The 12570-nt window shown below is 50.9% G+C and carries 8 protein-coding genes; 3 read left to right on the forward strand and 5 right to left on the reverse strand.

The features are described from left to right. Positions 1-30: 30 nt before the first annotated feature. The gene (gene aspS, locus KSO86_RS07395) at positions 31-1848 is read right to left on the reverse strand and encodes an aspartate--tRNA ligase (RefSeq protein WP_216379291.1); all 1818 of its coding nucleotides are present in this window, start codon (positions 1846-1848) and stop codon (positions 31-33) included. Positions 1849-2071: 223 nt separating this feature from the next. Here aspS and KSO86_RS07400 point away from each other — a divergent pair, with 223 nt between their 5' ends. Together KSO86_RS07400 and KSO86_RS07405 are read left to right on the forward strand one after the other, a co-directional pair. Continuing rightward, the gene (locus KSO86_RS07400; RefSeq protein WP_216379290.1) at positions 2072-3460 is read left to right on the forward strand and encodes an MFS transporter; all 1389 of its coding nucleotides are present in this window, start codon (positions 2072-2074) and stop codon (positions 3458-3460) included. A 148-nt stretch (positions 3461-3608) separates the two neighbouring features. Continuing rightward, entirely contained in the window at positions 3609-5510 is a 1902-nt protein-coding gene (locus KSO86_RS07405; RefSeq protein WP_216379289.1) for a DEAD/DEAH box helicase, read from the forward strand. 58 nt (positions 5511-5568) lie between these two features. Here the strand turns inward: KSO86_RS07405 and KSO86_RS07410 are convergent, their stop codons facing one another. The 4 genes from KSO86_RS07410 to KSO86_RS07425 form a co-directional block, all read right to left on the reverse strand. Continuing rightward, a complete protein-coding gene (locus KSO86_RS07410; protein WP_216379288.1) occupies positions 5569-7176 on the reverse strand; it encodes a GTPase in 1608 nt (535 codons plus the stop codon). Continuing rightward, positions 7173-8831 (reverse strand): GTPase domain-containing protein, encoded by a 1659-nt coding sequence (locus KSO86_RS07415; RefSeq protein ID WP_216379287.1) that lies wholly within the window; start codon positions 8829-8831, stop codon positions 7173-7175. Before KSO86_RS07415 ends, KSO86_RS07410 begins: the two co-directional genes overlap by 4 nt. Positions 8832-8881: 50 nt before the next feature. After that, the gene (hisS, locus tag KSO86_RS07420) at positions 8882-10210 is read right to left on the reverse strand and encodes a histidine--tRNA ligase (protein WP_216379286.1); all 1329 of its coding nucleotides are present in this window, start codon (positions 10208-10210) and stop codon (positions 8882-8884) included. A 66-nt stretch (positions 10211-10276) separates the two neighbouring features. Further along, positions 10277-10999 carry an MBL fold metallo-hydrolase gene (locus KSO86_RS07425; protein ID WP_216379285.1) on the reverse strand — a complete coding sequence of 241 codons (723 nt, stop codon included), beginning with the start codon at positions 10997-10999 and terminating at the stop codon, positions 10277-10279. Positions 11000-11101: 102 nt separating this feature from the next. On the opposite strand from KSO86_RS07425, the gene KSO86_RS07430 reads away from it, so the two are divergent. Then, positions 11102-12430: a DUF349 domain-containing protein gene (locus tag KSO86_RS07430; protein ID WP_216379284.1), complete on the forward strand. Its 1329-nt coding sequence runs from the start codon at positions 11102-11104 to the stop codon at positions 12428-12430. The last annotated feature ends 140 nt before the right edge of the window (positions 12431-12570 follow it).

Raw genomic sequence — 12570 nt, forward strand, 5'->3', positions numbered from 1 at the left:
TACACCACACACTAGTAATTGAAAATGCTACTACTTTGTTTCAGCTTTCGCCATCGGAGTAGATTTCTCTGTCTCTTCCTTCTTCTTTGGCTTAGCGTCCACACCGGCCTCTTTACGTTGTTGCATCGTAATTGGAGCTGGAGCATCAGTCATCGGGTCCCAACCGTTGCCAATCTTCGGGAAGGCTATGACGTCACGAATCGAAGGTGCTTTAGTTAGCAAAGAAACGATACGGTCCCACCCAAAAGCAATTCCACCATGCGGTGGCGCACCGAACTTGAATGCATCAAGCAAGAATCCGAATTTCTCTTGTGCTTGCTCTGCGTTCAGGCCCATCACCTTAAACACACGCTCTTGGACATCCCGACGATGGATACGGATTGAACCGCCACCAATTTCGTTGCCGTTGCAGACAATGTCATAGGCGTACGCAAGAGCGTGACCCGGATCTTCGTCGAACTTATCCAGCCACTCAGGTTTTGGAGAAGTGAAGGCATGGTGGACAGCAGTCCATGCGCCGTCGGCTACGGCGACATCGCCTTCTGCTTCAGCCGCCTTTGTACTCTTGAACAAAGGCGCGTCGACAACCCAGACAAAAGCCCAATCGTCATCGTTAATAAGACCACAACGCTTACCAATTTCCAAACGTGCTGCGCCTAGCAACTCACGTGATGCGCCCGGTTCTCCCGCGGCAAAGAAAATACAATCTCCGTTACCAGCGCCGGTAGCTTCCAGCAATCCCGCACGTTCTGCATCGGAAATATTTTTAGCAACCGGACCGCCGACAGTACCGTCGTCGGCAATTGTGACGTACGCAAGACCTTTAGCACCGCGAGCTTTCGCCCACTCTTGCCACTTGTCAAAAGTACGTCGTGGTTGAGAAGCCCCACCAGGCATTACAACAGCCCCAACATACTCGTTCTGGAAAACACGGAATGGCGTGTCCTTAAAGTAGTCCGTTAGATCGATCAGCTTTTGACCGAACCGCAAATCTGGCTTGTCCGAACCGTAGTTCTCCATGGCATCTTTGTATGTCATGTGTGGGATCGGGGTTTCCAGCTTGTAGCCAATCAGACCCCAAATCTCGCGAAGAACATCTTCTGCCACAGCCATAACATCTTCTTGCTCAACAAAGCTCATTTCGACGTCGAGCTGAGTGAACTCTGGTTGGCGATCAGCACGGAAATCTTCATCTCGGTAGCAACGAGCAATCTGGTAGTAACGCTCCATACCTGCAACCATAAGAAGCTGTTTAAATAGCTGAGGCGACTGTGGTAGTGCATACCATGAGCCAGGTGCCAACCGTGCGGGTACAATAAAGTCACGAGCGCCTTCTGGCGTGGAACGGATCAGAGTCGGGGTTTCAATCTCAACGAAGTCATGCTCGTCAAGCACTCGGCGTGCCGCCTGCGATACCTTAGCGCGCAACCGGATTGCGTGCTGCTCATAAGAACGACGAAGGTCCAAATAACGATACTTGAGTCGAGTTTCTTCATTAACTGAGCCAGCGTCTTCTGCCGCATCAGATACTTGGAATGGTAGCGGAGCTGACGGATTAAGCACCTCTACCTCAGTTGCTTCGACTTCAATATCGCCTGTCGGGATAGCTGCATTAGCATTCCCCTCCGGACGAGCAATGACCGTACCAGTAACTTTCAAGACGTACTCGGAGCGCAATTCGTGCGCGACCTCCGCACGGATCGTCACCTGAGCAATACCCGAAGCATCGCGCAAATCGATAAATGCGATACCACCGTGGTCACGACGACGATCAACCCAACCGGTTAGCGTAACTGTCGATCCGATATCTTCTTTTCGCAGGGAACCTGCCATACGAGTGCGTAACACGCAATCCTCATTTCTCTATTCAATAACTTTCATCCGCGAGACGAGCGGACTACAGCGCATCACGAGACGGGCGATGCGCACGGTTTCTACTTTACTCCTGATTACCTATCCATTAGTTGGACAATCTACGGGGTTTATATCACGATTTTACAAGCTACGACTTGGCATAAATCACGTTTAACTTAGCCAGTGCTCCACCTATCTGCGATGAAGGTGTGCCAAGATGAAAGCTATGACGAGTGTACCGATGGAAAATAATGAAGTGCCTGTTTCTCGCAATCTCGAGCGATGGATCCTGATTCTTGCGATTGTGTTTATTTCGCTGGCAGCTTTCCAGACAATGGCAGCTACGACTGCGATGCCATATATTGTGGAGATTCTAGGAGGAAAACATCTGTACGCTTTAGCGGCTGGCATTGTGTTTGCCGCTCAACTAATGACAACAGCGCTTGCTGGGCCTTGGGTTGATGCCCGCGGCCCTAAACCGTCTTTCTTTACTGGTGCTACTCTAGCGCTGGTCGGACTCACCATAGCCGCCCTAGCCCCGAATATTGAAATGATCGTTGTAGGCAGAGCACTACAAGGCTTTGGCTCTGGACTGTTAGTTGTTCCGCTATATGTATTAGTCGGTAATTTTATCTCTAAAGAACGACAGCCTCGCTACTTCGCGGCCTTCGCTACCGCGTGGGTCATTCCGGCTCTTGTTGGACCTTTCCTAGCTGGCTTGTTAGTTGAATATCTCTCATGGCGTTGGGTGTTTGGTTTTACCCCAATTGTTTTCTTCTTTATCATGCCGCTGGCTTGGACCAAGTTTAAAGAGTTGCCGGCGCACAAAAATCGCCAACCTATCCGTGCACTAAATGTTTTCTACCTTGCTTCGGGAGCCAGTGTCGGTATTGCAGCGCTCTTGGTGGCTTCTTCCAACAAAGGACAACCAGATCTCAAAACATTGGCTCTTTTGGCAATTGGAATCATCCTAGTAACAGTTTTCGCTCCACTGCTACTGCCGGAAGGAACATTCCGAGCCCGCCGCGGAGTTCCGTCAACTGTTCTCTTACGCGGCACTGCAAACGGCTGTTTAATGGCAGTGGAGATCTATCTTCCACTGATTTTGAAAGAGATTCACGGCTGGTCTGCAACTCGCGCTGGTTTTGTTCTAACGATGTCAGCAGTCTCGTGGGCTCTCGCCTCACAGTTACAAGGCCGAATCACGGATGAACGACGACGTAATCGTATTCCATACATCGGTGTTGCTATGCAGCTCATCGGCACGCTAATTGTCTTCCCTGCTGTTTTACCTTCAGTCACGGGAATTGTCGTGCTTATCGGATGGTTCATCGCCGGTTTCGGGCTTGGTTACCTCTACCCAGCACTTACCGTTCATGCTCTTGCACTGACTCCGCTCCAACGCCATGGAGAAGTCTCCGCTGCACTGCAAATTGCTGACACCCTAGGAGCCGCATTCTTGATCGGATTAGCTGGTATTGCGTATGCTCTGTCCGCTGGCTTAGGTACCTTCAGCTACGGTATCCCGATCTTACTGATCATCATCATACTTTTTGGCGCTGTTGCTCTTACCAATCGCATCCAGCCCGCTGACAACGTGGGATAACACACGGTAAGGGATATCACCGCGGACATTAGCCCACGGCAAGCTCGGAACCATTAGAGTAGATGGTGCGCAAGTCTTGCGCCTGGCCCGCTAGTGTTTGCATGGGGATTTTCCGCGGGCTTAACCGATCTACGTTTGGAATTTCTACATGGCTAATGCCACTACTTTTGCTGATCTCAATCTACCTGAAGACTTACTCTCGGCTGTAACCGATCTTGGGTATACCACTCCTACTGCTATTCAAGAGCAAGCCATTCCGCTTCTTCTCGAAGGCCGTGACGTTCTTGGTGTCGCACAAACCGGCACTGGTAAAACAGCTGCTTTTGCACTTCCAATGCTTGCGCATGTTGATGCAAATAACCGCCACGTTCAAGCACTCGTACTAGCTCCGACTCGCGAACTAGCACTCCAAGGCGCAGATGCGATTGAGACGTTCGCTGCGCAAACCGGCGGTCTCGACGTCGTCGCCGTCTACGGCGGTTCAGCTTACGGCCCGCAACTAGGAGCTCTACGTGATGGCGCTCAAGTTGTTGTCGGCACCCCTGGACGCGTTATGGACATGATTGACCGCGGCGCGCTTGACCTGTCAACAATTCGTTATTTCGTTTTGGATGAAGCGGATGAAATGTTACGCATGGGTTTCGCCGAAGACGTTGAAAAGATTGCCTCTGACTTACCCGCAGAACGTATTTCCGCATTGTTCTCTGCAACTATGCCAAAGCAAATCCGCTTTGTTGCAGAAAAGCATTTGAATAACCCGGCTGAGGTTCAGGTATCATCTCCAAGCTCAACAGTTGACACGATTACCCAAACCTACGCAGTTGTTCCGTCACGCCATAAAGTCGGCGCCTTAGCACGCGTTTTAGCAACAACTGAAGCCGATGCAGCGTTGGTCTTTGTGCGCACACGCGCAACAGCTGAAGACCTTGCGATTGAACTAACCACGCGTGGTGTTCAAGCAGCTGCGCTATCAGGTGATGTGGCACAAAAAGACCGTGAAAAATTGGTAGACCGCTTACGACATGGTTCTATTGACGTTCTCGTTGCAACTGACGTTGCTGCGCGTGGTCTCGACGTCGAACGTATTGGCCTTGTGGTTAATTTTGATATTCCGCGCGAAGTCGAAACCTATGTACACCGGATTGGACGTACTGGCCGTGCTGGCCGTGAAGGAACTGCGTTGTCGTTCGTTACACCAAAGGAAAAGCAACGTCTGCGTCGAATCGAAAAAGTCACTCACACCCGGATGAAGGAAGTCGAGCTACCGACTCCTGCTGAGGTTTCTGGTTTGCGTGCACGTAAGTTGTTGGCATCAGCGGTTGAACGCCATGCTGTTGGACGTTTGCATGTTTACGATGAAATTATTGCTGAGTTTATTGCAGCTCAAGAAGACGCTCAAAGTGACGGCATGGAATTGCTCAGCCTAGCTGATTTAGTAGCTTCGCTACTGGCACTTGGTGTTCGCGATCCAGGTCCGCAATCCAGCGACGAACCTGATAAGCTAACCGTCGGTTTCTCCGGCGACGACGATAGTCGGGACCGTCGAGGACGACGCGATGATCGAGGTCGTCGTGACGATCGTGGCCGACGTAGCGATCGTCGAGATCACGGTGGCTTCGACGAACCTGGTACTACCTATCGAGTTGAAGTGGGACGCCGTGACGGAGTGGCTCCAGGTGCCATTGTTGGTGCGATGACAAACGAAGGTGGTCTGCGAGGCTCGCAACTCGGCAAGATCGATATCTTCCCTTCGTTCTCTCTAGTCCACGTCAGCGATAAACTTGATAGCGCAACTATGGGTCGTATTGCTAAGGCACGTGTTTCTGGCCGTACTTTGGATATCACTGTAGATTCTGGCCCTCGTGGTGGACATCGGTCTTTCGATGACAACGACGAAGCTGGCTTGCGGAAATACCGCGCTGATCGGAAGTTCGGTGAAGAACGCTCATCACGCCGTCAGTCCCAACCGGATCGCCGTGGTTCATTCAAGAAGCAACATCGTAAGGGTGGCTGGAAGAGTGATCGTCGGTCATTCCATGATGCTTACTAAGAAGTAAAAACTGTAAGGAGAGGGGCCAAGCTACCAGCTTGGCCCCTCTCCTATGCCTTCATGACTTTACAGTCATGAGTTCTTTGCAATCGTGTACGACTTTACGATATTGCTCAATATCTTGAGCTAACGGCTCCAATAGTCCTTCGGTAAGATCTTGCTGGAAAGCAGCGGATAGACGAGATTGGATACGGCGTTCGGTTTTAGCTTGGCCACGGCGAATGAATACTTTGGACATCAGGGAAAGCACCCAGCCTAAAGCAATACCACTCACTACCATAACCAACGGTAACGGAAGAATCCCTATCATCGGGGGCCGGTCGAGCCAGATTCCCATATTCACGGCAATAGCCCGAGCAATAAGCCATACCACCCCAGTCAAGACGCCAATCATCAGTAACCATTGGATGATATTGACGATTCTCCACCATGCAGGGCGACGATTGTTTTCAAGTTCGGTATGTGAACTGACATAGTCGGCACGCCGGACAATATCAGTTACCGGATTGACCGAGCTGGTCATGATGTCATTGGCCCACCGTCGTGGCATATGCGCAGTAGCCGCAGCGAGGTATCGGTGATACTCGTTGTCAGCTTGTTGCAAAGCAACGTCCGATCTTGAGATGCCAGTAACTGGGGCAAGATTTTGCGCATCTTTTCCAGATCCAAGCCGGAATCGCTGAAGCGGATCCATGTTCAGCATTGAAATCCACCGGGTAACCGGCCAGCGAGTAGCCTTTTTAGCACGGAAAGTATATGACTCCCCAGCTAAGCGAGCAACTACCGGTGCACCTGCTGCTCGAAGCGCCGCATCAACAAATGGAGTTGTGTCAGGTTGTGGGACATCGTCAAGTTGTCCCCCTTGAGATTCAAAATCTTGCGTAATGGACTGTCCGGTCACACGTAAATCAGCAGCTAACTTATCAATAAAAGTCTTCTTAGACATTACTAGCTGTGACAGCTTGTCGCGTAGCTCCGCTATGCCAATACCAGTTTGTGCGGAAGCGACCGTAACGTCAGGTACCACATTATGCGCATCTAGAATCTGTTTTAGCGAGCTTAGGATCTCGCTCTTTTCGCTGGCCACCAGTTTGTCTGCCTGGTTCAGTACAACGAGCATCGTGCCGGAGTGTTCGCTTCGCTGTGCTAAATAGTCATCGTGAACAACACTGTCAGCATACTTTTGCGGATCAACAACCCACACCACAACATCTGCACGCTTAATAATCGAAGTAGCAAGGGTCCGATTTTCGGCAGATGTGGAATCAATATCAGGTAAGTCAACAAGGACGAACGGAGCATTTGCGCTGAAAACATCATGCAGCTGCGGCCGCTCATAACGATTTGTCGCCCCTACCCACTGAATGAGTCCGTCATCTGAATGCTCAGACATAGCCGAGATAGCTGTTGCCTGGGAGGTTGTTGGGCGAGTCGCTGCTACTGGCAACAATTTTTCGTTAATCAATGCATTGACAATCGAAGATTTACCGGCGCCAGTAGGTCCGGCGAAAGCGATAACTGTCACCTCGGAAGAAAGATTACGCCTCTCATTGATACGCACAAGGTTCTCGTGAGCCAATGCGCTGGTATCTGGCGATAGATACGGATCTACCGTATCAACGATATCGGCTAGAAGTTCTACACCAGATTTAACTGACAGACTCATGATGTCCTCTCTTTGTTATGGACATGGCGAAGTTCAGTAGTTACTTGAGCAAGGGAACGCTCAATTGTCGGATCCAGAGATAGCTCATGCAAGGCACGCTGATAATCTTCTATATTTGCCTCAATAAATGACGCAGCACGTTCGTGTAAGGAGGCAGTTGCTTGCTTTGTCATCCGACGAACAGCGTCGTCACCAAAAACTGCTTCCAGTACTCGCTGCGCCACCACAGCAGTACCTCCAGCAATCGCGACTTCTCCCCCAGCTAGTCCTGCAGTTGCGGAGAAAACTGTGATCATGAGTGCAACGCCTACGGCATTGACCCCTAACGCCAAGAAGCGAGCGGTTGTCTTTTTACTGCTACTTTCGGCAGAAATAAGATCATACAGTTCTTCTTGCCACTGCCGCACAATCGTTGCTGCTTCTTCCTGACGTTGTTCGCTTGTATAGCTGATCTGCGGTGTATCTATCAATCCAACACGTTGCCAAGCTGTCGATATCCGCAAAATCGCGGCTTCACTTTGTGAAATGAGAAGTGTTTGTACACCTTCTTCTATAGCCGCGACAGCCTCTTTATCATTGGAACGGCCCGTGAACCAGTTTGTTACTCGATCCCGGAATCTACTGACGCCGTCTTCTAGGACCCGCGTCCATGTCCCAGTACCGACAATATCCTGCCAGCGTGCAAGAACTTCACCGCGTAACAACAATCCGTCCCGCAGTGCCCGGTCAATTCCGCTTAGTGCCTCCTCGCACGCATGGTCAATATCCCACTGCAAAGAATCTTGCGCTTCGATTTGTTCTTGGTAAGAATCATGGATAGTTGACAACGATTGCGTAAGGTTAGCTACCGCGCCCGATAACGTTTGACGAACTACTGCGGAACGCGCTGCTGAATCGCGAGTAAGGGCAGTGAGCCAATCACGTAACGAGGCAACGTCGTCGTCGCGAATAAAACCGAGCTCATCAAACTCTTGTTCCGATATGACAAAAAGCGGTGCGCTCCCCAGCCCACGGGAGTTCAGCCGACGAACCAAATCCGGCCTAACTTCTGCACCTTGGCCACGTGGCACCCGGTTAAGGACAATCGCAACAACGATATTCCGCTCTGCTGCTTCGTCCAAAAGTGCCCACGGAATAGCATCTGCATAACGCGCTGCCGTGGTAACAAAAACCCACAGATCGGCAGCGGCTAAGAGTTGCGCCGCTAGCTCCCGATTTTCCTTCGCGACAGAATCAATGTCCGGCGAATCAATTAAGGCTAGCCCCGAAGCTAATGTTTCCGTAGCATGGAGCGAAATATGTTTTTGGGCCTGTTCGTGAACGGTGGTGCCATGCACTCGTTGTAACTCTGGCAGAATCCGGTCATCGTCAAACCAGCGTTCGTCTGCGGGGTTAAACATCAGCATTGGTTGGCGAGTAGTTGGACGCACAGCCGACGCTGGTGCAACATGTTCGCGAACCAGGGAATTAATGAGTGTCGATTTACCAGAACCAGTAGAACCACCGATCACTGCCAATATGGGTGCATCCATATTGCGATACCGCGGAATCAGATAGTCATCAAGCTGGTGGATTGCATCTATTAATAGATCGTTTCCCGCTTCAGCATGGGTGGTTGGTAACGGGAATTTTACCGTCTCCAATACATCCCTCACGGCTTTGAGACTATCTGAGACCTCGAAATGATCGGTGGAATCTACCATCGTCAGTTTTCCTCTGCTCTAAGAATCGGCCGAAGATCCTGTGCTGGTGGCTCCCACGTTGAGGTATCTGCAGAAGCTTGTTCCCCAGAACGGATGTCCTTTACTTGTTCACCGTCTTCAGTTGAGAACCATACGAATGGAATACCGCGACGATCAGCATACCGAATCTGCTTCCCGAATTTTGCCGACGACGGCGAAACTTCGGTAGCGATCCCCCGAGCCCGCAATTCAAATGCGGTTTTCTCTGCATGCGACCGCTCTGTTTCATCATTGACTGCAACTAGCACAGCAGTAGGGACTTTTCGACTTGGAGTGACCACGTTTTTGCCAATAATTCGCGCCAAAATACGTGAAACACCAATAGATAGACCAACGCCCGGGAATGTGCGCTTGCCGTCCGAAACGAGCGAATCGTAACGCCCACCAGAACAAACCGAACCTAGATCTTCATGTCCTTCCATCACTGATTCGTAGACTGATCCAGTGTAGTAATCTAAGCCGCGTGCGATCTTCAGATCTGCAACAACCGAACCTGGGATCAAGGCATTAGCGCCTTCGACTAGAGCGACAAGTTCGTTCAGACCTTCATCGAGCAAATCAGATGAAAGTCCGAATGACGCAATTTTATCTGCGAATGATGCGTCGGCACTTTGAATTTGTGCTAGTTCTAGGGTCAAGCGTGCCTGATCCGGAGTGGCATTGACGTCCCGAGCCAAAAGCTCAGATACGATCTCCGGTCCAACTTTGTCTAGCTTGTCAACGATTCGTAGTGTTTGCTCAACGTCTTCAATACCGATCGCTTCATAGAATCCTTGCGCAACTTTGCGATTCGAAGCGTGGATACGCACCCGCGGAATAGGGAGCTTCGATAATGCATCAACCATGACTAGTGGCAATTCGATTTCGTGGTGGAAGGCCAACGTATCTTGACCGACGACGTCGACATCCGCCTGGATAAATTCTCTAAATCGACCGTCTTGTGGACGTTCACCACGCCACACTTTTTGGATCTGGTAACGCCGGAATGGGAAGTCCAGATGCCCGGCATTTTCTAGCACGTACCGGGCAAGTGGCACAGTTAAATCGAAGTGTAAGCCGAGTTCATCCTTATCGTTTCCTTCACCGGCTTGGAGACGACGTAACAAATAAATCTCTTTCGAGGTTTCCCCTTTAGAAAGTAGACGCTCTACTGGCTCCACTGCGCGAGTTTCGATAGATGAAAATGCATGCAGTTCGAAGGTGCGACGCAGGGTGTCTAATACTTCTTGCTCGACCAGCCGACCAGCCGGGAGCCATTCCGGAAATCCAGATAACGGTGCAATTTTAGCCATACCTATTATTCTCCCACGAAATGATAACGAAAATGGAATTTAACAGTGAGTTTGTGATAAATGTTCTCAGCTCATCGCGGCGTGCAAGAACGGCGAATGCCGAGTTTCATGGAACATCATCGTATGTGGGCCATGACCTGGGAAAATATATGTCTCCGGGCGGATAACCTGTACCAAGAAGCGCAGAGTGGACGCCATCAGATATTCGTCCCCACCCGGCATATCAGTCCGGCCGATCCCGCCATTAAAAATCACGTCTCCAGCAAGCATGAAAGATTCGTTACGGCCCGTTGGCATCATGACTGAATACGGCACATTGGTAACTTGACCTTCGCACAGAAATACCGTAGAGCCTTCTGTATGCCCCGGTGCCGGAACAGCTCGAAACGGAATTCCGGGGACAAGCTCAACGGACTGGGAGAAAATCTCTGCCGGCAACAACTGCATATTCTTCGGCTTCGTCCAATGTCCTCCCATACGTTCCAAGGCAAGACTACGGCCGGCATCGGCAGGCAGGTGCGCATCTGGTTTATCCATCCGGTACAAGTCAGGTTGCGCGATGTACACCGGCTTGTCACCAGCAATTTTCGCGCTATCCCAGACATGATCTGGATGCCCGTGCGTAAGGAGGACAGCACCAAGTGTGAGGTCATGTTCAGTCAACATCTCGTTGACCCAGACATGGCTACCTGTACCCGGATCGACAACGATCGCCACCCGTGCGTCGTCGTCAGCTAAAACGTAAGTGTTCTCTTGTAAGAAGGTTTGGTCGTATCGCAAAAATAACATATCTTAACCGTACCGGAACACAAGCAAAAAGACCCCGACTAGGCGTAAACTAAAGTTACGTATGACAACGAGAACGGTCTACCCCGTCTAAAGGAGGGTCTCATGACTGATAAGAATCCCACCCCAACACCGCGCGCAATCGCTCACCCGAAACCAGCGACCGCGCCTGTTCCACCAGTAGATGAAGCACAAGCGATCCATGCTGCTACCTTCGGTCGTATTGATGACGAAGGAAACGTCTGGCTTAAAGAAGCAGATGGTAGCGAGCGAATTGTTGGCCAATATGCTGCTGGTGGCTCGGAAAAAGATGCGTTGGAACTTTATGTCCGGCGTTTCCTTGATCTCCAAGCCCAAGTCGCCCTCCTTGAGACGCGCATTTCACACATCTCCCCTGAAGAAGCCCGGCAGTCACTCAAGACCCTACATGAGCAATTAGTTGAGCCTGCTGTTGTTGGCGATGTGGCTTCGTTAGTTGCTCGAGCAGCTAAGCTCGATGAGCTTGCCGAAGAACGCAAGCAAGAAGTTGCCGCTGAACGAGCCGCTGCGAAAGAGCAGGCCTTAGCAGAGCGCACTGCAATCGTTGAAAAAGCAGAAGCCCTCGCTAACCAAGACCCTGCTCGGACGCACTGGAAGAACTCGCGCCAAGAGCTCACCGATTTGCTCGAGGCTTGGAAAACTTCGCAACGTACCGGTGCTCGGATTGACCGGCCTACCGAAGAAAGCTTGTGGAAGCGTTTCTCATCTGCACGTACACAGTTTGATCGCCATCGTCGTCAATATTTCTCCGAGCGCGATGCCACTTTGAAGGTTATCGTAGCCCGGAAAGAAGAACTGATCGCCGAAGCTGAAACTCTCGCAACCTCCACCGATTGGGGTGCAACTGCTGGCCGATTCCGTGATCTCATGGATGAGTGGAAAGCAGCTGGACGCTCGATCAAAAAGGAAGATGACCGCCTTTGGGAGCGTTTCCGGTTAGCGCAACAGACCTTCTTTGACGCTCGATCGGCTCACAACTCGGCGCTAGACGAAGAATTCGGTGCTAATCTCACGGCAAAACTTGCGTTACTTGAGGAAGCTGAGAAGCTCGTCCCAGTCCGAGATATCGATCACGCTAAGGAACAAATCCGTTCAATTGGCGAACGTTGGGACGCTATCGGTCGAGTACCTCGAGCAGATGTTGCCCGTACCGAAGGTCGCCTACGCGACATCGAGCGTGCAATCCGCGATGCTGAATCTGAGCAGTGGCGTAAGTCTGATCCGGACAAGAAGGAACGTAGCAACGGAATGGCGGCTCAGCTAGAAGCACTCATCGCTGAGCTTGAGTCGGACATTGAGAAAGCTACTGCAGCTGGAAATGATAAGAAGCTCAAGGAACTCAATGTAGCTCTCGAAGCTCGTAAAGCATGGCTCGCTGCCGTTTTAGCTGAGTAAAAATACTAGCTTAGCCCAAGCAACCTAAGAGTGTTGGGGGGGGTTGCCACGGGGGGGGTGCCCCCCCCACAAAAAATTTTTTTAATAGGTGGTTGTTTTTTTTTTTGAAAAATTTTGCCTGCCAACAACCATTTTTTAAG

The sequence above is a fragment of the Arcanobacterium phocae genome, assembly GCF_018913465.1.
Taxonomy (GTDB): Bacteria; Actinomycetota; Actinomycetes; order Actinomycetales; family Actinomycetaceae; genus Arcanobacterium; species Arcanobacterium phocae_A.

Bases quoted from the DNA above. Each gene is read 5' to 3' on its own strand.
- KSO86_RS07410 (WP_216379288.1), bottom strand. From the start codon at position 7,176: ATGAGTCTGTCAGTTAAATCTGGTGTAGAACTTCTAGCCGATATCGTT.
- KSO86_RS07430 (WP_216379284.1), top strand. From the start codon at position 11,102: ATGACTGATAAGAATCCCACCCCAACACCGCGCGCAATCGCTCACCCG.
- hisS (WP_216379286.1), bottom strand. From the start codon at position 10,210: ATGGCTAAAATTGCACCGTTATCTGGATTTCCGGAATGGCTCCCGGCT.
- KSO86_RS07425 (WP_216379285.1), bottom strand. From the start codon at position 10,999: ATGTTATTTTTGCGATACGACCAAACCTTCTTACAAGAGAACACTTAC.
- KSO86_RS07400 (WP_216379290.1), top strand. From the start codon at position 2,072: ATGAAAGCTATGACGAGTGTACCGATGGAAAATAATGAAGTGCCTGTT.
- KSO86_RS07405 (WP_216379289.1), top strand. From the start codon at position 3,609: ATGGCTAATGCCACTACTTTTGCTGATCTCAATCTACCTGAAGACTTA.